General features: G+C 38.2%; 17 protein-coding genes. 9 read left to right on the top strand and 8 right to left on the bottom strand.

Features of this window, described 5'->3' with window-relative positions; all coding sequences use genetic code 11:
• Positions 1-94 precede the first annotated feature (94 nt).
• Both D017_RS05060 and uvrC read right to left on the bottom strand, forming a co-directional pair.
• Entirely contained in the window at positions 95-2,326 is a 2,232-nt protein-coding gene (locus tag D017_RS05060) for a patatin-like phospholipase family protein (protein WP_035335041.1), read from the bottom strand.
• A complete protein-coding gene (gene uvrC, locus D017_RS05055; RefSeq protein WP_035335040.1) occupies positions 2,323-4,119 on the bottom strand; it encodes an excinuclease ABC subunit UvrC in 1,797 nt (598 codons plus the stop codon). The genes D017_RS05060 and uvrC overlap by 4 nt, the downstream gene beginning before the upstream one ends.
• Positions 4,120-4,221: 102 nt before the next feature.
• Between uvrC and D017_RS05050 the strand changes: the two genes are divergently transcribed.
• The 6 genes from D017_RS05050 to D017_RS05025 are packed head-to-tail and all read left to right on the top strand — an operon-like array spanning position 4,222 to position 8,700.
• Positions 4,222-4,668, top strand: a complete 447-nt coding sequence (locus tag D017_RS05050) for a RimK/LysX family protein (protein ID WP_035335039.1) — start codon at positions 4,222-4,224, stop codon at positions 4,666-4,668.
• A complete protein-coding gene (gene rimK / locus D017_RS05045) occupies positions 4,643-5,515 on the top strand; it encodes a 30S ribosomal protein S6--L-glutamate ligase (protein WP_035335038.1) in 873 nt (290 codons plus the stop codon). The genes D017_RS05050 and rimK overlap by 26 nt, the downstream gene beginning before the upstream one ends.
• A gap of 6 nt (positions 5,516-5,521) precedes the next feature.
• Positions 5,522-6,520, top strand: a complete 999-nt coding sequence (locus D017_RS05040; RefSeq protein ID WP_035335037.1) for a succinylglutamate desuccinylase/aspartoacylase family protein — start codon at positions 5,522-5,524, stop codon at positions 6,518-6,520.
• Positions 6,501-7,064, top strand: coding sequence for a 5-formyltetrahydrofolate cyclo-ligase (locus D017_RS05035; RefSeq protein WP_035335036.1), 564 nt, complete (start codon positions 6,501-6,503; stop codon positions 7,062-7,064). Before D017_RS05040 ends, D017_RS05035 begins: the two co-directional genes overlap by 20 nt.
• A gap of 47 nt (positions 7,065-7,111) precedes the next feature.
• Positions 7,112-8,260: a PAS domain-containing sensor histidine kinase gene (locus tag D017_RS05030; RefSeq protein WP_051583808.1), complete on the top strand. Its 1,149-nt coding sequence runs from the start codon at positions 7,112-7,114 to the stop codon at positions 8,258-8,260.
• A 23-nt stretch (positions 8,261-8,283) separates the two neighbouring features.
• Entirely contained in the window at positions 8,284-8,700 is a 417-nt protein-coding gene (locus D017_RS05025) for a response regulator (RefSeq protein WP_035335035.1), read from the top strand.
• Here D017_RS05025 and D017_RS05020 read toward each other — a convergent pair.
• From D017_RS05020 to D017_RS04995, 6 genes are all read right to left on the bottom strand, one after another.
• Complete coding sequence (locus tag D017_RS05020; protein WP_035335033.1) at positions 8,697-9,332, bottom strand: lipoprotein signal peptidase; 636 nt, start codon at positions 9,330-9,332, stop codon at positions 8,697-8,699. The genes D017_RS05025 and D017_RS05020 overlap by 4 nt on opposite strands.
• Positions 9,333-9,366: 34 nt before the next feature.
• Positions 9,367-9,993: a hypothetical protein gene (locus D017_RS05015; RefSeq protein ID WP_035335031.1), complete on the bottom strand. Its 627-nt coding sequence runs from the start codon at positions 9,991-9,993 to the stop codon at positions 9,367-9,369.
• A 98-nt stretch (positions 9,994-10,091) separates the two neighbouring features.
• Positions 10,092-10,475: a TraR/DksA C4-type zinc finger protein gene (locus tag D017_RS05010; protein ID WP_035335029.1), complete on the bottom strand. Its 384-nt coding sequence runs from the start codon at positions 10,473-10,475 to the stop codon at positions 10,092-10,094.
• A gap of 2 nt (positions 10,476-10,477) precedes the next feature.
• Entirely contained in the window at positions 10,478-13,885 is a 3,408-nt protein-coding gene (ileS, locus tag D017_RS05005) for an isoleucine--tRNA ligase (RefSeq protein ID WP_035335027.1), read from the bottom strand.
• 106 nt (positions 13,886-13,991) lie between these two features.
• Positions 13,992-14,627: a porin family protein gene (locus D017_RS05000; protein WP_035335025.1), complete on the bottom strand. Its 636-nt coding sequence runs from the start codon at positions 14,625-14,627 to the stop codon at positions 13,992-13,994.
• A gap of 28 nt (positions 14,628-14,655) precedes the next feature.
• Positions 14,656-15,246 carry a carboxymuconolactone decarboxylase family protein gene (locus D017_RS04995; RefSeq protein ID WP_035335022.1) on the bottom strand — a complete coding sequence of 197 codons (591 nt, stop codon included), beginning with the start codon at positions 15,244-15,246 and terminating at the stop codon, positions 14,656-14,658.
• Positions 15,247-15,352: 106 nt separating this feature from the next.
• Here D017_RS04995 and D017_RS04990 point away from each other — a divergent pair, with 106 nt between their 5' ends.
• From D017_RS04990 to recJ, 3 genes are read left to right on the top strand one after another with little or no spacing between them, the layout of a single operon-like run.
• A complete protein-coding gene (locus tag D017_RS04990) occupies positions 15,353-15,805 on the top strand; it encodes an OsmC family protein (protein WP_035335019.1) in 453 nt (150 codons plus the stop codon).
• Positions 15,806-15,809: 4 nt separating this feature from the next.
• Positions 15,810-17,351: a hypothetical protein gene (locus D017_RS04985; protein WP_035335016.1), complete on the top strand. Its 1,542-nt coding sequence runs from the start codon at positions 15,810-15,812 to the stop codon at positions 17,349-17,351.
• Complete coding sequence (recJ, locus tag D017_RS04980; RefSeq protein ID WP_035335014.1) at positions 17,351-19,045, top strand: single-stranded-DNA-specific exonuclease RecJ; 1,695 nt, start codon at positions 17,351-17,353, stop codon at positions 19,043-19,045. Before D017_RS04985 ends, recJ begins: the two co-directional genes overlap by 1 nt.
• Positions 19,046-19,221 lie beyond the last annotated feature (176 nt).

Raw genomic sequence — 19,221 nt, 5'->3', positions numbered from 1 at the left:
ACCACGATATGTGCCAAATATTAGAATGAAATAGTTAAAAAAACAATAAAAATGCAACAACGTGCGCACTATCCAATTATTGTCTGAGAATAATTTAAAACTCGTAACCAAGACTTATAAACCACTCACTACGTTTAACTTCTGGACTGTAGGTGTATTTAAGTCGTAAAGGGCCAAGCAACGTTTCAGAGCCATAACCAAGCGCATAACCAGAAAATGTAGCAGGTGGTAACCAGTTATCTGGATTGTCAAAAATGTCATAGCCTACGTTTGCAAAATTTGCCGAGAGGTTAAGGTGATTTTTTGGAAAAATTTCAAAGTCAATCTCAAAAAGCGCTTTTACATAACCATCTCCAGCTATACTTAAGTAGTCATGCCCTAAGAAAGGAACAAGGTTATTTACCTTTTTTGCACCATAACCTCCTAAGAAAAAGTCGAGAGAATTATTATCTGCCCCACCTACTTTAAACCCACCTGAGGCCTCAACGGTAGCTGTAAATATATTACCTATGCTTCCAGCATACTTTATGCGTGCATTTGCAACCCCAAATTCTGTAAAATCATTATTGTAATCTGATGAGGCTAGAAATAAATCAAAATCTGCGTCAAAAAGAACTCCTGAGTTAGGGAAGTATTTATTATCTAAAGAGTCATATTTTAATTGAGAGTACAATCCCCCAAGGTTGCTTCTTTCAAAAATAACCGCTGTTTCTTCCTCATTAGTAGACACGACAGTTTCTGTTTCGATATCCAAAAACTTGTGCTGTATACCTATGTCAAATGTAAATTGCTTTGCTAGTAATGTCTGTATGTAAATTCTATTAGTTAAATCTTGATATTTAAGACTTACTCTATTAATTCCATCAAGAGGTATATCACGTAAATCCTCAATAAGACGAGCGCTCACACCTTGCTCAAAAGAGGTGTAAGAAGAGTTTACACCTACACTCCAGTAAAAACCTTTGTCTATATAATAATCAAAGTCATATCTTATATTATCTCCTACAATAAAATCTAGAGAGGCAATATCATTTTTAAAAAGCACTCTTTTTTTTGTAAAATTAATGAGAGCTGCCGTACGGAAAAGGTCGTCATAATGAAGGGCAAGGCGTAGTGACTGTGTGCTGCTTGATTCTTTTAGCTCAACGTGAAGTGCAAATTCATCATTTACTTTCTGGAGTCTATGCCCTATTCTATTAAAGTTTTCGGTTGCTGTGAGGTTGTTAATACCATTGTAAAAATCTTCATAAGATACTGTAACTGGAGGAGTGAGCTTTAATTTTCCTAGAATGTAAGCTCTAGTATATTGCTCATTACCCGTAATACTCACAGCGGCAATTTGTAATGAATCTTGTGGTGTGGGTTTTATACGCTTTCGCGAAAGCGGTTTTTGCCTCATCGCAACTTTCTTAAGAACATCATACTGTTCCCTTGCTTTGGTATTTCCTGTTCCCATAATGATTTTACCTTCATTAAAAGAAACAACAGAATAGGCATCAATAGAAGGTCTAATGTAAATGTCTGTCTGTTTACGTTTTTCCTCCATCGCTTTGGCTGTGCGATAATTGTTGATCTGCAGTAGTACCTCAGATGCTGTTTTAAGGTTAGATCTACCACGTAGTGTATCTTGTACATCTACACCAATAATGATATCCATCCCTTTTGCGCGTAATTCTTCTACAGGGTAGTTGTTTGTAACACCTCCGTCTATAAGAAGCTTTCCGTTTATGAGCACGGGACTAAAAAGTGATGGTAGCGCACCACTAGCTCCTAGGGCTTCTGGTAAATATCCTTTGTCTAGAATAACCTGCTCTCCCTTTTCTACATCTGTTGCAATGCAGAAAAAAGGAATGGGTAGCTTACTAAAATCACTAATATTCGAAATATGATCGAGATTTTTGGCGAGTAGGTTATAGGTGTTTTGCCCTTTACTTAAAGAGCTAGGTAGTGATAATTTAAGGTGGTCAAACGGTAATGAAATCACATAACGCTCTGCGTCTTCACGCTCATAAGAGGTCTTTGCCTTACGAGGTAAATTATCTTGAATAATGTTGTCAAAATTTACAGAGGTAAAAATAGAATCCAGCTCTGTTGCGGTGTATCCAGAGGCATATAACCCTCCCACAATGGCTCCCATGCTTGTACCAGCTATATAATCTATGCGTACACCAGCTTCCTCAATAACTTTGAGTGCACCTATGTGTGCAAAACCTTTTGCACCTCCACCACTTAAAACCAGACCTACTTTTATATCCTCCTGTTGTGCTTCTTGCGCAAACGCAGAGAGGCTTAACATGAAAGTTGTAATTAGTAGGAGGTATTTCATTCTTTTACGTGGTAATGATTATATATGATAGCTGCTTTTGAGGGGCCTATTATCTCTGTGAGACTTTTTTTACTTGCTACTTTAACTTTTGAAACTGAGCGGTAATGCTTTAATAAATCTACAATTGTTTTTTCACCTATACCACGTATAGCGTCAAGTTCTGTTCCTAGAGCGGCATTACTACGTTGATTACGGTGAAAGGTAATACCAAAGCGGTGCGCCTCGTTACGTAACTGCTGTATGATTTTGAGAGTCTCGCTCTTTTTGTCGAGATATAATGGAATACTATCACCGGGATAAAATAATTCTTCTAGACGTTTTGCAATCCCTATGATTGCTATTTTACCACGTAAGCCTAGATCATCTAGTGCTTTTACACCACTAGATAATTGTCCTTTACCTCCATCTACAATTATAAGTTGTGGCAGTGGCTGGTCTTCGGCTAGGAGTCGCTTATAGCGTCTGTAAACAACCTCTTCCATACTCGCAAAATCATCTGGACCTTCTACTGTCTTGATATTAAATTTACGATAATCACTTTTGCTAGCCTTACCATTTTTAAAAACAACACAAGCTGCTACGGGATTTGAGCCTTGAATGTTTGAATTGTCAAAACATTCTATATGTCTAGGCTCCTCACTTAGTCGTAAATCTACCTTCATTTGTGCCATTATACGGTTAGTGTGGCGATCTGGATCTACAATTTTAGTTTGTTTAAAACGCTCCATCCTGTAATACTTAGCATTACGTTCAGAGAGTTCTAGTATGCGCTTTTTGTCACCTAGTTTAGGCACCGTGATTTTATATTGATTACCTAGTTCCACATCAAAGGGAACGTAAATCTCCTTTGAGTTATGGTCAAAACGTTGCTGGATCTCAATAATACCAAGCTCTAGTAATTCTTTATCTGTTTCGTCCAGTTGTTTTTTGAGCTCTAGTGTGTGTGATTTAATAATAGCTCCGTGCGATATCTGTAAGAAGTTTACATATCCATATCCCTCGTCACTTATTATAGAGAACACATCTACATCGCTTATCTTAGGGTTTACTACGGTACTTTTAGATTGATATCCCTCGAGTATGTCAAGTTTTTCTTTAATGAGTTGTGCCTCTTCAAACTCCATGGCAGCGGCATGCTCCTTCATTTTTTCGCGAAAGCGAGCTAGAGAGTCTTTAAAGTCTCCTTTTACAATCTGCCGTATGTGTTCTATGTGCTCGTGGTATTCTTTTTCTGATTGTTTGTCTTCACATGGGCCTTCGCAATTACCTAGATGATATTCAAGGCATACTTTATACTTCCCTGCATCTATCTTATCTTTAGAGAGATCATAATTGCAGGTGCGCAGCTTGTATAAACTTTTTATTAAGTCTAGTAGCGTGCGCACGGTTTTCATACTCGTGTATGGACCGTAGTACTCACTACCATCTTTAATGAGTCTTCGGGTAGGGAAAATCCTAGGAAAGCGTTCATTTTTTATACAAATCCACGGGTAACTTTTATCATCCTTAAGTAATACGTTGTAGCGTGGCTGGTATTCTTTTATAAGGCTATTTTCAAGAAGAAGCGCGTCTGTCTCGGTCTCGACCACGATATGCTTAATCTCGTAAATCTTTTTGACCATCGTCCTTATACGGCCGTTATCTAGCGTTTTATTAAAATAGGAAAGTACTCGTTTTTTTAAGTTCTTTGCCTTTCCTACATAAAGCAACTTTCCGTTTTTATCGTAGTATTGATATATTCCCGGACTTGTAGGAAGTGTTTTGAGTTGAAGTTCTATTGGAGCAGCAGGCATACTCAAAGATAATATATGAGGCCTATTACGCTTTCGCGAAAGCATAAAAAATCGCGTTAAAATCTTAATAATGGAAGTACATATTTTATACCTTGCTATCCTATGCCCAAACGCACTATAGGCCGCACCGACAAAGCAGATTTTCCTGCTTTAGGATTTTATGATATCGACATTAAAATCGATACGGGTGCTTATACCTCTTCAATACATTGTCACAGTATCGTTGAAAAGGACAATATACTAGTCTGCACATTTTTTGATAAACAGCACCCACTCTATAACGGTCAGGAAATGATTTTTGAGGATTATGATATTGCTGTTGTGCGTAGTAGTAATGGAGAAACGCAATACAGATATCAAGTTCAAAGTAGTATTACTATCTTTAATAAAACATATAAGATATCATTAACCCTCTCATCAAGAGAAGACATGAGATTTCCTGTTCTGATAGGAAGGAAGTTTCTAACAAAAAAATTCATCGTGGATACTGAGTTTACAAACGTATCCTACAATCTAAAAAACAATGAATCTAAAGATATTATCTCGTAATCCACAGTTATACAGCACAGCCAGACTTGTAGAAGTAGGTTTAAAGCGAGGGCATAGCGTTGAGGTGATTGATCCTCTTAAATGTGATCTTATCATAGAAAAGAAAAAGCCTACTGTTTTTTATAAAGGCCGTACGCTGGAAACAGCAGATGCGATTATACCGCGTATAGGCGCTTCTATTACTTTTTATGGTACAGCTGTAGTAAGACAGTTTGAGATGATGGATGCTTTTACTACAACTACCTCTCAAGCACTTGTGAGAAGTAGAGACAAACTGCGTAGTCTACAGATTTTATCTAGGTCAAAACTAGGCCTGCCTAAGACTATATTTACAAATTACTCTCGAGATGTGGAGGAGATGATTGCTCATGTGGGTGGCGCGCCACTTATTATAAAACTCCTTGAAGGTACGCAGGGTCTTGGAGTAGTACTAGCCGAAACTAAAAATGCAGCCGAGTCTGTCATTGAGGCTTTTAATGGACTAGAAGCTCGTGTAATTGTACAAGAATATATCAAAGAAGCCAAGGGGGCAGACATTAGAGCCTTTGTAGTAGATGGTCAAATTGTAGGAGCTATGAAGCGTCAAGGTAAAGAAGGAGAGTTCCGTTCTAACTTACATAGAGGCGGTACCGCAGAGATTATAACACTTACAGACGAAGAGGAAAACGCGGCTATAAAAGCGGCAAAAGCAATGGGTCTGGGTGTAGCAGGTGTAGATATGTTACAAAGTGAGCGCGGCCCACTTATACTAGAAGTAAACTCATCACCAGGATTAGAGGGGATTGAAAAGGCTACTGGAAAAGATATTGCCAAAACTATCATTCGCTATATTGAACGTAATATATAAGAAGTTGTGCCAGAAATAGACGAAAACAATATCCTCACATTACTAGGTAAACAAGTATTGCCTGGTGAGAGTACTACCATAAACTTTAATATTGCAAAGCTTTACACGGCAAATTCTGTAGAGGTTCCTATCATCATAGAGCGAGCAAAAAAACCTGGACCAGTAATTTTAATTACTTCGGGAATTCATGGAGATGAAATTAATGGAGTAGAAATCGTACGGCAGCTTATTGCAAGAAAAATAAATAAACCTAAGAAAGGAACCATCATCTGTGTGCCGGTGGTAAATATCTTTGGGTTTTTAGATATGAAACGCACTTTTCCAGATGGAAGAGATCTTAACCGAGTATTTCCAGGAAATCCCAGAGGATCACTAGCGAGCAGATTTGCATATCAGTTTGTAAAAAAGATATTGCCAGTAGCAGACATTTGTTTAGATTTTCACACTGGTGGAGCATCTAGATTTAATGTTGCTCAAGTGCGTATAGAACCCTCAGATGAGTTATCATTAAAGTATGCAGCTATTTTTGATGCACCTTTTACACTTCATTCTAAAATGATACCAAAATCATACAGAGCCACCTGTGCAAGAATGGGAAAACCAGTTATACTTTTTGAAGGCGGGAAGTCTAAAGTAAGCGACAAAGAAATCGCACGATTAGGTGTTTTAGGAACCATGAGAATATTAAAGTACTTAGAAATGCTGGGTGCTAATTTTGAAGTGCCGGAGGCTCTAGAAAAATCTATAACTATAGATACTAGAAAATGGCATAGAGCACAATTTTCTGGACTATTACACACTAAGGTGAGTTGCGGTGAGCACGTGTCTGTAGGGAAGCATATAGCTACTATCACAGATCCTTACGGTAAGTTTCGTCATGTAGTAAAGGCAAAAAACGATGGCTATGTGATTAATGTAAACGAGGCATCACTAGTCTATCAAGGAGATGCAATTTTTAATATATCTATAGACCGCACGCCTAACGATGACCAAACAGGAGCTTAGAAAAAAATATAAAGACTTAAGAGCGGCGCTCACACAAGATGAGCGCGATGAGAAGAGCTTAGAAATCGCAAATCAAGCGCTCTCTATGGATATCTGGAACCATAATTACTATCATATTTTCCTACCAATAGACCGCTTACGCGAAATAGACACTCAGTACTTACTCTCCATTCTAGGAGGAAAAGACAAGAATATTATAATCTCAAAGTCAAATTTTGAGGAAAATACCTTGTCTCACTATTTGCTCACAGACAGTACTAAAATAGTAGTTAACGAGTATGGGATACCAGAACCCGAAGACGGGATTGAGATACCTGCATCTAAATTTGATGTTGTATTTATCCCACTTCTTGCTTATGATAAGCAGGGCAATCGTATAGGGTATGGTAAGGGTTTTTATGACCGTTTTCTCGCTCAATGCAAACCAGATGTTATAAAAATAGGTCTTAGCTATTTTGAGCCGGAAGAGCACTTAATCGATAAAAACTCACAAGATGTCGGCATAAATCACTGTATTTCACCGAAAAAAATATTTAGTTTTTAAAAAATTATGAATATTATGGTATATTCAACACTATATAACTCATAGTGATGAATTTATCTAGATTATCTTTAAAGAAGAAAAGTAACGGTGCCGTAGAAAAAAATGCTACAAGCAGTTATGATTATTTCTCGATGGATAATTTCTACTACAAACAAATCTCCGAGCTTACAGGAGCAGGAGGCTGGAGTGTCGATTTTGAGAATAAAAAGAGCTTCTTTGATGAACAAGCAAGAAGGATACTCAATGTACCTAAAGACTTCAAGCCTACGCTAAATACTGGTTTCAATTTTTATGCAGAGGAGCATATGGACAAAGCCACAGCACTCTTTTTTGATTGTGCACAAGGCAAACCTTTTTCTACTCATATAAAGATGAGAACCTATGATGGAGAAATATTTTGGGCAAAAGCGATCGGACGCCCTCTTAGGGATAATGAACGGGAGATTATAGGTATACGAGGAGTTTTTCAAAATATTCATGAGGAGAAGATCCGTGAAGAACAGTTAGAACAGTCTTTTAGATTAATACAAGGTCACAACTCGAGGTTGTACGACTTTGCCCATATTATTTCTCATAATTTAAGGTCTCAAGTTGGAAATTTACAAATGTCTGCAGCGCTATTTGATAGCTCAAGCTTAAGTACAGACCAAAATGAGCTACTTGATAATTTTACTAAAATTGGAAAGAGTCTAGATGTAACCTTAAGACATCTCAATAAGATAGTAAGTGTGCATAATGTTGCAAGTACATCACGAGATACGGTGGTAATTCAAGATGCATATAACCGTGTCGTTGCTGGGTTATCGCAAACAATTAGAGAAAACAAGGTTATGATGTACACAGATTTCTCAGAAGTAGAGGAGATCCCATACATCGAAGCGTATCTAGAAAGTATTTTGCAAAACTTAATTACAAACGCAATACGATATAAGCATCCAGAGCGTGATCCAGAAATCTCTTTATATACCTATGAGGAGAATGGAAAAGTACACCTTCTTGTAAAAGACAACGGATTAGGAATAGACTTAGAGAAGCATGGAGAAGAGCTTTTTAAAATCTATAAAACTTTTCACGGTAATGATGATGCCTTGGGTCTAGGCTTGTTTCTCACTCGTAATGAAGTAGAGGCAATGGGTGGAGAAATCAACGTAGAAAGTAAAGTAGGTAAGGGATCAAAATTTATAGTAACGTTATAATAAACCAGCACACACCATTAACAATGGCAGAATATCCGATAGAAATAGCATGTATAATTGACGACGATGAGATGTACGTTAGTTTAATCACAAAGGTGATAGACATACGTAAACTTGCAAAAAATCTTATCGTTTTTAAAAATGGCGAACAAGCTCTTGATTACTTCGTCAAAACATTCTTACATAAGGAGGAACAAGCTATCCCGCAAATAATCCTGCTGGATCTCAACATGCCGGTAATGGATGGTTGGAAGTTTCTAGAAGAGCTCAGCAAGTACAACTTTCCAGCACTTAAAAATAGCACGCTATATATTGTAAGTTCCTCTATAAATCCGGTTGATATAAAGCGATCTCAAGAATTTAATCTAGTAAAAGACTTCTTAGTAAAACCTATTGGCCTTGACGACCTAGCAGCGGTCTTTAAAAAGGAAGTGGCTTAAGCTTCAATCTTATTATCTTTCTCGTCCTGAGGAAATACTCTTTTATTAAATACAAGCAGTATTCCTACTCCAGTGCTTATTGCCATATCTGCTATGTTGAAGATAGCATTAAAGAAAGTAAATGTTTTACCACCTAAAAATGGAACCCATTCTGGCCACATTGCATCTTGAATAAACGGGAAATAGAGCATATCTACTACTTTTCCAAAGAGAGGGTCTGCATACCCACCACCATCAGGCATAAAAGTTGCAATCTGACTCGTGGTACTCTCGCTAAAAATAGATCCATAGATAAGCGAATCTATAATATTACCTACTGCTCCAGCAAAGACGAGTGATAGTGCAATCACAAGAAGCTTAGGTGCGTTATTTACTGCAGATTTGTATAAGTAGTACCCTATTACAGGCGCTATAATAAGTCTAAAAAGTGATAGGGTAATCTTACCATATTTGCCAGGCAACTCAACTCCCCATGCAGCTCCTTGATTTTCAACAAAAAAGATTTGAAACCAGTCTAAACCAAAAACCTGTATACTCTCACGCAAGTAAAAGTTAGTTTTTATATAAACCTTCAATACCTGATCTACTAATAAAATCAGGAAAACAATAAGGGCAACTTTCTTAAGAGACATAATTATTTTTTGACAAGGGACAAAAATAGGTTATTCACAACGATTTTACTATCGTGATGTCACCATGTATACTTTCCAGTGTAATAGGTGATCCTAGTGTGATTTCTGGCGATATAACGATAGTTCCGTTACGAGATTGTGCAGTGACCTTTGCTTTATCAGTATCAAGATAGATACTTCCAGAGATGGTGTTTATAGTTGCGCTTTCGCGAAAGCGGAATCCTTCTCCCTTAAAGTGTCCTCTTCCCAAATCCATGTGTACTTGCCCGAAGGCTCCATGCGTATCTACGCCTGCAAGTGTACTATACACAGATACGTCTAGTCCCACAGGAACAGTTATTTCAAGCTCAATAGCCATCACTTTATGCGCAGAGAGTTTATCATTAAAAGGCTCGTAATCTGGTGTCTTGCCCGTTGTAATTTTAAGCACGTTTTTGGCGATAGCAGTGTTTAACAAGGTAGAAGCAAATATTTCTCCGTCTATAATGGTATGAACTGTAATTTGATCAGTATCTGCAGCGGTAATTGTAATCTCAAAAATCTCATTACTGTTAATATATAATTCTTTTATACTCGCAGCATCATAGGTTTGCGACAGTCGTTTTTGGGCAACCATAGCAGTAGTAAATAAGGTAAGTAATAAAGCGAGAGATATTCTCATTATAAAAACTTTGTAAAAATTAAAAGCGCTCAGAGAGCGCTTTTTTATAACATCCTTTTGAGAATGGAGTACTTTGTGATTTTAATCTAAGAAAGCATTTAAGCCTGCATATTCTTAGCCTCAATACTCAATGTAGCGTGCGGTACTAACTTTAATCGCTCTGGATTAATAAGTTTACCAGTCACACGACAAATCCCGTAAGTCTTGTTCTGTATGCGTGTAAGTGCATTTTTAAGATCACGTATAAATTTTTCTTGACGTATGGCAAGAGCACTGTTTGCCTCCTTACTCATCGTCGCACTACCTTCCTCAAAAGATTTAAATTGTGGAGAGGTGTCGTCTGTACCATTATCTCCATCATTGAGATAAGCACTTTTGATAAGCTCAAGATCGTGTTGCGCTTTATCTATCTTTTTAAGAATGAGCTGCTTGAATTCCTCAAGCTGCGCATCATTAAACCTTTCTTGTATATCGTCTGCCATTACTAGTGTTTTGAAATGGATAAAAATGTTGTTATGTCGTCAAAAGCAATCTCCAGTCCATCACTTAATGTAGGTACTAGTTCTAGAGAATCTGCTAGTGTTTCTGCTTTAATATAGTCTGCGTTAGTCAGTACTGTCTGAGCAATTGACGGCTCTTCTTGTAGCTGTATATGGATACGATCTGTCACTTCAAATCCAGAGTCCTTACGTAGGTTCTGTATACGGTTAACCAATTCTCGTGCCACACCTTCTTTTTTGAGCTCTTCACTAATCGTAACATCTAGAGCTACCGTTACTCCAGCATTACTTGCAACTAGCCACCCTTCAATGTCTTGCGATGTTATCTCAACGTCACCAGCCTGCAAAATAGTATTTTCTCCATTAATTTCGACGGTTAATTCTCCATCTTGCTCAATTTTTGCAATATCCTCAGCTTGTAGTGAGTTTATCTTGCTAGCAATGAGCTTCATATCCTTCCCAAAACGAGGTCCCAATACCTTAAAGTTAGGCTTAATTTGCTTCACTAAGATCCCAGAATCGTCAGAAATAAGCTCAATCTCCTTAACATTTACCTCAGATTTAATCAAATCTGCTACGGCAAGTATCTCATTTTTATCATTTTCATTAAGCACAGGGATCATAATACGCTGTAAAGGTTGGCGTACTTTGATCTTCTCTTTTGCTCTTAATGAGAGTGTTAGTGAGCTTACTATTTGTGCTTTTTGCATTTTATGCTCAAGAGCAGCATCTATATAAGTTGCATCACTCACGGGGAATTCTGCAAGGTGTATGCTTTCAAAATCTTCTTTTCCAGTAGCAGCATTAAGGTCTTTATAGAGTTTTTCCATAAAGAATGGTGCAACAGGAGCACTAAGCTTTGCTACGGTCTCAAGACACGTATATAATGTCTGATATGCAGAGATTTTATCTGTGGCATATTCACCTTTCCAGAAACGTCTTCTACTTAATCTTACAAACCAGTTAGACAGATTTTCTTGTACAAAGGTGTCAATGGCTCTAGTTGCTTTGGTAGGCTCATATTCTTCATAAAACTTATCTACAGTTGCGATAAGACTATGAAGTTCTGATAGTATCCATCTGTCTATTTCAGGTCGTTGAGAAAGTTCTATTTCTGCTTCCGCGAAAGAGAAATTATCAAGATTTGCATACAGCGCAAAGAAGTTATATGTGTTGTAAAGCGTCCCGAAGAACTTACGCTTAACTTCTTCTATTCCTTCTAAGTCAAACTTAAGGTTATCCCAAGGGTTTGCGTTAGAAATCATATACCAGCGCGTTGCATCTGGCCCGTATTTTTCTAAGGTCTCAAAAGGATCTGTCGCATTACCAAGACGCTTAGACATCTTTTGCCCATTCTTGTCAAGTACAAGTCCGTTAGAAACTACATTTTTATAAGCAACATCATCAAAGATCATCGTTGCAATAGCGTGCAATGTATAAAACCATCCACGAGTTTGGTCTACACCTTCGGCTATAAAATCTGCCTTGCGCCAAGTGTCGTCTACAAGTTCTTTATTTTCAAAAGGGTAGTGCCATTGTGCATACGGCATAGATCCAGAGTCAAACCATACATCTATAAGGTCTGCTTCACGTGTCATAGGCTGCCCACTATCTGAGACTAGCGTAATTTTATCTACAATGTTTTTATGGAGATCTACAAGCTCATAATTCTCCTCACTCATATCGCCTACTTTAAACCCTTCAAAAGGATCTGCATCCATCACACCTTTGTCAAGTGCTTTTTGGATTTCGGCTTTAAGTTCGGCTATAGAGCCTATGAGTATTTCTTCTTTTCCATCTTCGGTACGCCATATAGGAAGCGGTATTCCCCAGAAACGGCTACGTGATAAATTCCAGTCGTTTGCATTTGCAAGCCAGTTTCCAAAGCGTCCTTCACCTGTAGACTTAGGTTTCCAGTTAATACCAAGGTTAAGCTCGTGCATACGATCTTTAAAATCGGTCACTTTTATAAACCAAGAATCTAGCGGGTAGTAAAGTACCGGCTTATCTGTACGCCAGCAATGTGGGTAACTGTGCACGTACTTCTCTACCTTAAAGGCTTTATTTTCTTCTTTTAAGCGTATCGCAAGTTCCACGTCCATAGAACGTTCTGGAGCCTCACCATCTGCATAATATTCATTCTTAATGTACTTGTTTCCAAACTCTTTGAGCTCAGGGCGAAATTTCCCCTGAAGATCCACAAGCGGCACAAGGTTACCATCTTCATTTTTAATAAGAAGTGGCGGAATTTCTGGTGAAGCTAGTTTTGCAACCAAAGCATCATCTGCACCAAAAGTAGGTGCTGTGTGTACGATACCCGTACCATCCTCTGTAGTTACAAAGTCTCCCGCAATTACTCGGAAAGCATCTTGAGGATTATCATTAGGCTGTACAAAGTCAAAAAGTTGCTCGTAGCGAAGTTCAAGAAGGTCTGCTCCTTTAAATTCTTTAGCTACGAAGTATGGTATTTTTTTATCTCCAGCATTGTATGCGTCTAGTTCTTCTTTCGCGGAAGCGGAAACAAATTTCTTGTCAAACTGCTTAGAGATTAAATTCTTAGCAAGGATAACTTTTACTGGCTCAAATGTGTACTGGTTAAATGTCTCAACGAGAACATAATCTATCTTTTTCCCTACGGTAAGTGCCGTGTTTGAAGGTAGTGTCCAAGGAGTCGTCGTCCAGGCGATAAAGTAGGTGTTCCCGTCTGCAAGTTCTTTTGCAAGTGGATTTTCACCTTGATCTGTAATTTTAAATTGTGCAACCACCGTAGTATCTGTCACATCGCGGTAACAGCCAGGCTGGTTAAGTTCGTGAGAGCTTAATCCCGTTCCCGCCTTAGGAGAATACGGCTGGATGGTGTACCCTTTGTACAGTAAATCTTTGTTATAGATTTGCTTAAGTAGCCACCAAACGGTTTCCATATATTTGGCCTTGTAGGTGATGTATGGATCTTCCATATCTACCCAGTAGCCCATTTTTTCTGTAAGGTCGTTCCAGATATCTGTGTAGCGCATCACGGCTTTTTTACAAGCTTCGTTATACTCTTCTACAGTGATTTTTGTGCCAATATCTTCTTTGGTAATACCAAGTTCTTTTTCAACACCAAGTTCTACAGGAAGTCCGTGTGTATCCCATCCAGCTTTACGCTTTACCTGAAAGCCTTTCATCGTTTTATAACGAGGAAAAATATCTTTAATCGCACGTGCTAGTACGTGGTGTACACCCGGTAGTCCGTTTGCCGAAGGTGGTCCTTCAAAAAACACATACGGTTTTGCTCCTTCTCGAGAAGTAACCGACTTCTCAAAAACGTCATTTTCTTTCCAGTAGGCAAGTACCTCGCTAGCGATGTTAGGAAGGTCTAATCCTTTATATTCAGTGAACTTAGCGCTCATTTTGTAGTCTTTAAATGTTGTGCGCGAATTTACGAGATTTTTAGGCAATAAAGAAGTGCCTCAAGATGATAACATCTTGAGGCACTTCTTTGAAATCTATTAATGACTAAAGTTTGTAAGCAAGCCCTAGTTGAAACACTGAAGCCTTCACAGAATTTTGATTGGTAAGACCTCTAAAGTAGCCTAATTCAATCATCATATTCTCCGAAGCTTTATAGCCTATTCTTGCGCTTGCATCAACCCCTATTTTATCATCATCTTGAAATCGAGATACTACTAGCTCATCACCGTTCTCTACTTCTGTTTCGAAGTTTAGTGTGTAGGTAATTTGCGGACCAAGAAATAAGCTAAAGTCACTACCAATCTTATATTGTAATAGTATAGGTAGCAGAAGCTTACTCTGTTTTACATTTACATATTCTTCATTCTCAAAAAATGTAGGGTCATTTTGGTCAAACACTAGAATTTGACTATAATCTATGTCTAGTTTAGCTCCTTGACTGCTGTAAAGCAATTCTGGTTGTAGCGAGAACTTATCACTGAGGCTAATGTTTATAAAACCACCTGCATAAAAGCCAACTTTGGCATTGAAATCTAAAAAATCATTATTTGAATCTTCAAATTCATAAACGAGATTAGCGTAATTGAGTCCACCTCTTATGCCATAACTTATATCATTTTGAGCATAAGAAACTGTAACTATAAAAAGACAAATTGTTAATGAGAAAATTATTTTTTTCATTCTTTTAAATTAAATTTCAAATATAAACTTACACGTGTTTTCCTACTTCAAAACCGTGCTTTCCGAGGTATTGATTTCCAGAATCTATGGCGTCTTCCTCTAGGGTAGTTCCCATGGAGTCATTCCAGCGGTTAAGGTATCCAAAGAGTGAAATCACTCCCAGCATTTCTACAATCTCACCTTCATCCCAGTATTTATATAATTCTTCCTTGATTTTTGCGTCTACGGCATTTGGTACTTGACTTGCCGCAAGTGAAAAATCAAGCGCAGCACGCTCTGCATCAGAAAAAGCAGCGTGATGTCTGTATTCCCAGATGTTATCTAGTTGTTCTTGCTCTGCGCCATAACGTTCTGCAGCACGTATCGCGTGCGCCTGGCAGTAACGACATCCAGTAGCATTACTAGAAACCCAAGCAATCATACGTTTCAAGGCAGAAGTCACTCGGCCTTGATTTGCCATCACGGCTTTGTTAAGATTTATAAATGCGCGCGAGATATCAGGACGACGCTGCATTGTAAGTACAGAGTTAGGACAAAAACCTAGCGTCTCATTAAAAAATAGCGCAAGTTCTTTGGTTGTCTCATCATGTTCGGCAGAGAGTGGTGTTACTAATGGCATCGTATATATTTTAAATTAATGTTCTTATTTACGCTTTCGCGAAAGCAATATAGGCATTTTATCTACCAATTTTGTACCTTCATATTTCAAGCAAAACACACATAAAATGGCTGGACATACAGTAACTACAATTTATAAGCAAGGAATGCAATTTGAAACAGATAGCCCTACTGGTTATAAAGTTTTAATAGATACCTCTCCAGAAAACGGAGGTAATAACGACGGAATGGGTCCCAAGGCGATGATGCTTTCTGGTCTTGCGGGATGTACTGGTTTAGACATTGTTTTTGTGCTAAATAAAATGAGGGTAGACGTGCCTAAATTTAAAATGATTGTAAAAGGGGAACTCACAGAGGAGCACCCTAAAACATATCACACCGTATGGCTAGATTATCACTTTTATGGTGATGACTTAAATGAAGAAAAAATCCAAAAAGCAGTAACACTCTCTGAAGAGCAATACTGTGGAGTGATGGAAATGTTTAGAAAATTTGCCGATTTAAAAGTAGGCGTACACTTTCACGCACTTTCTGAATTAAATGAAGAGAGCGAAAACTAGAACAATGAAAAAACTATTGAGTTTCCTGTGCATACTTCCAATAATAGCGTCTGCTCAGGATTCAAAAACTTTTACTAGAGATAAAGAATTTTACATACGTGGCAACACTGCCGTGGTGGGTAATAATATATTAAGCAAAGACTCAGAAAAACCATTTAATGATCTCGAGAAAATAAACGATGAGTTCAAAATGCGCTATGTGGATATTGATAATGATCAAAGCACATGGAGTTCAAGTAGCGCTCACTTAGCGTTGAGAGAAGGAGTAAAGGTTGTGTATGCTGGATTGTATTGGTCGGGAACTTATCATGGTGAGCGCAGTGGAAAACGTCTCAAAGATGGTCAGGTTTACCACAAAAAACTAGACGATCGTGCTCATGATATAAGAGCCGTAAAATTAAAATTACCTGGTGGCACGTATGAGAATATACAAGGCTCGCTCATTTATGATGGCGAGGATGCGACACATAACTCTATAAGCTCTCGAGCGCCTTATGCATGCATGGCAGACGTTACAGCATTAGTACAAGGTGATATTAATGGCCAAGTGACTGTAGCAAATGTAAGTGCAACCCAAGGTGAAATCATAGGAGGAAGCTCTGCTGGGTGGTTGTTGTATGTGGTGTATGAAGATGAGACACAGCCCTTACAATATGTGACTACCTTTCACGGATTTGAATTTGTAAATAAAAAAGCTATCGAAGTCGATTTTGGTAATTTTCAATCTTCAGAAAAAGGAGAGTTAGAAACAGCGATTACCATTGGAGCTTTAGAAGGTGATGGGACTCTAGGTCGTGATGAGATAGGTATTTTTGATCCTAAAACGAAGGTTTTTGTTACGCTAGATAATAGCGTGAGAGCATCAAGTAATTTCTTTAATAGCACCATAACTATTAATGACAAGAGAGCCACAAATAGAATTCCTAATAGTCTAAATACGTTAGGCTTTGATCTTGCAAAGATAAAAATCCCAACTGCTCAGAACACGATTATAGCAAATAGTACAGGAGGGGTGAAAATGAGATTTAAGACAAGATCAGATCGATTTTTCTTATTCTTTACTGCATTCCAAACAACGATAAGTGAGCGTTTTTACAAAGAAAAAAATAACATTGTTGCCAGTGTTACTTCTAGTGAGCAATTGGTAACAGCGCAACCACCCAAGAAGGTGATTACAAATCAGCAAGTTGCTATTGCAGCGCCACCAGCTCCAGAGGATCCTAAGCCAATATATGTTGCCCCAGAAGTTGTAAATAAAGAGCTTGCTTCGCTACTGGAAAAGCCATCGCTTAAGGTTGAAAATATTGGAGCGGGATACTATATAGTAACTAACGTATTTTCAAATGCTACAAATGCAGAAAACTGGATGAGTGTTCTTACTGATAAAGGTCTCGAACCTCAAATGTTTTTTCGTCCAGATAACAACTACTTTTATGTTTTTGTAGATGCTGGAATGAATGCTTCTGCTCTTTATGAAAAATTAGAAGAAGTAAGAACAATGCCCGACTTAAAAGAAGCATGGATGCTCAAAATTAACCTTGATTAATGCGCTGGACTTTAAAACCAAAACCAGAAGCACAAAAAGTAGCAAAACTAGCACAAGAGCTGGGAGTAGAAGCTCCTATTGCAACACTCCTTATACAGCGAGATATTGACACGTTTGAGAAAGCAAAAAACTTTTTTAGACCCTCGCTAGATGCTTTGCACGATCCATTCTTGATGAAAGATATGGATAAAGCTGTAGCACGTATCGAGCAGGCAATAGCTCAAGGCGAAAATATTCTCGTTTTTGGTGATTATGACGTAGATGGTACCACGAGTGTTGCCTTGATGAGTTCTTATCTCGATACCATTCACCCGCAGGTGGCAACATATATTCCAGATCGCTATGCAGAGGGTTATGGTGTTTCTTATATGGGTATAGACTTTGCGGCAGATAATGATATGACACTCATTATCGCACTAGATTGTGGTGTGAAAGCGATTGAGAAAGTAGCTTATGCAAAAGAAAAAGGAATCGACTTTATTATTTGTGATCACCACAGACCCGGTGATGAGCTGCCAGATGCGGTTGCTATTTTAGACCCAAAAAGAGAAGATTGCTCATATCCTTATGATGAGTTATGCGGGTGTGGTGTAGGTTTTAAATTAATAAGTGCAATTGCGCTTTCGCGAAAGCAAAACTTTGAAGAGCTTCTTCCTTACCTAGATCTTGTTGCCACCGCAATAGGCGCAGATATTGTACCTATCACAGGAGAAAACAGAATACTTGCCTATCACGGACTTAATGTGATAAATCAAGCACCTCGAGCAGGTTTTGAAGCCATTATAAAGCAAGTCAAAAAGGAAACCCTTACCATCACAGATGTTGTTTTTATCATAGGCCCACGTATAAATGCTGCGGGAAGAATGGTACACGGTAACCACGCGGTGATCTTATTACGAGAGACAGATCTAGCGACAGCAACCAAGTTTGCATCAGAGATAGAGCAATATAACTCCGACCGAAAGGAAGCAGATAAGAGTATTACTCAGCAAGCTCTAGATCAAATTATAGAGAATCAAGAGGAGGGAAATAAAACCACAGTTGTTTTTCAAGAAGACTGGCATAAAGGGGTGATAGGGATTGTGGCTTCTAGACTTATTGAGACATATTACAGACCTACGCTTGTTTTTACAAGAAGTGGTGATAAGTATGCAGCCTCTGCTAGATCTGTAAAAGGTTTTGATGTATATAATGCCCTACACGAGTGTGCGGAGCATATAGAGCAGTTTGGTGGACATAAGTATGCTGCAGGACTTACTTTGTTACCAGAGCAATATGAGGCTTTTAAAGCAAAGTTTGAGGAGGTGGTTGCCGCTAGTTGCGATGAGCGCTTGCTAGTGCCAGAAATTTCTATAGACAGTGAGATAAACCTCGTAGATATTACGCCTAAGTTTCACCGTATTATAAAGCAGTTTGCGCCGTTTGGGCCACGTAATATGTCACCTACATTTATGACTAAAAACTTGACAGATACTGGTTATGGTAAAAAAGTAGGAGCAGATCAAACACATCTTAAAGCGGCTGTTGTTCAAAACAGCAGAGGTTCACAGATAGGTTGTATAGGTTTTAATCTAGGCGATAAGTATGATTTAATTACAAATAAAAAGGCATTTATGGCAGCCTACGCTATAGATGAAAATGAGTGGAATGGTAATGTGAGTTTGCAGTTGCGATTAAAAGATATTAAAGCTTGAGATCAAGTTTTTCATTTGATAAGGAATAATTAATCTGCGCGCATAATTGTTAAAATAAAAGAGCTTGTCTATGCCTTGTCCAGTGTAGGAGGTTTTCTTGCTTCATTTAGACTATTATTCGACAAGTATGTTAAAAATTTGTGATATGGGTTGTGTTTTCTTAAATTTATGTTAAC

Origin of the sequence: Dokdonia sp. PRO95, from assembly GCF_000355805.1 — a bacterium.
GTDB lineage: Bacteria > Bacteroidota > Bacteroidia > Flavobacteriales > Flavobacteriaceae > Dokdonia.
Note: the sequence above shows the minus strand (reverse complement) of the source record. Positions and strands in the feature narration are given on the sequence as shown.

What these genes read in the sequence shown, in the direction of transcription:
- D017_RS05060 (WP_035335041.1), bottom strand. Translation starts at nt 2,326, where the DNA reads ATGAAATACCTCCTACTAATTACAACTTTCATGTTAAGCCTCTCTGCG.
- uvrC (WP_035335040.1), bottom strand. Translation starts at nt 4,119, where the DNA reads ATGCCTGCTGCTCCAATAGAACTTCAACTCAAAACACTTCCTACAAGT.
- D017_RS05050 (WP_035335039.1), top strand. Translation starts at nt 4,222, where the DNA reads ATGCCCAAACGCACTATAGGCCGCACCGACAAAGCAGATTTTCCTGCT.
- rimK (WP_035335038.1), top strand. Translation starts at nt 4,643, where the DNA reads ATGAATCTAAAGATATTATCTCGTAATCCACAGTTATACAGCACAGCC.
- D017_RS05035 (WP_035335036.1), top strand. Translation starts at nt 6,501, where the DNA reads ATGACCAAACAGGAGCTTAGAAAAAAATATAAAGACTTAAGAGCGGCG.
- D017_RS05030 (WP_051583808.1), top strand. Translation starts at nt 7,112, where the DNA reads ATGAATTTATCTAGATTATCTTTAAAGAAGAAAAGTAACGGTGCCGTA.
- D017_RS05025 (WP_035335035.1), top strand. Translation starts at nt 8,284, where the DNA reads ATGGCAGAATATCCGATAGAAATAGCATGTATAATTGACGACGATGAG.
- D017_RS05020 (WP_035335033.1), bottom strand. Translation starts at nt 9,332, where the DNA reads ATGTCTCTTAAGAAAGTTGCCCTTATTGTTTTCCTGATTTTATTAGTA.
- D017_RS05015 (WP_035335031.1), bottom strand. Translation starts at nt 9,993, where the DNA reads ATGAGAATATCTCTCGCTTTATTACTTACCTTATTTACTACTGCTATG.
- D017_RS05010 (WP_035335029.1), bottom strand. Translation starts at nt 10,475, where the DNA reads ATGGCAGACGATATACAAGAAAGGTTTAATGATGCGCAGCTTGAGGAA.
- ileS (WP_035335027.1), bottom strand. Translation starts at nt 13,885, where the DNA reads ATGAGCGCTAAGTTCACTGAATATAAAGGATTAGACCTTCCTAACATC.
- D017_RS05000 (WP_035335025.1), bottom strand. Translation starts at nt 14,627, where the DNA reads ATGAAAAAAATAATTTTCTCATTAACAATTTGTCTTTTTATAGTTACA.
- D017_RS04995 (WP_035335022.1), bottom strand. Translation starts at nt 15,246, where the DNA reads ATGCCATTAGTAACACCACTCTCTGCCGAACATGATGAGACAACCAAA.
- D017_RS04990 (WP_035335019.1), top strand. Translation starts at nt 15,353, where the DNA reads ATGGCTGGACATACAGTAACTACAATTTATAAGCAAGGAATGCAATTT.
- D017_RS04985 (WP_035335016.1), top strand. Translation starts at nt 15,810, where the DNA reads ATGAAAAAACTATTGAGTTTCCTGTGCATACTTCCAATAATAGCGTCT.
- recJ (WP_035335014.1), top strand. Translation starts at nt 17,351, where the DNA reads ATGCGCTGGACTTTAAAACCAAAACCAGAAGCACAAAAAGTAGCAAAA.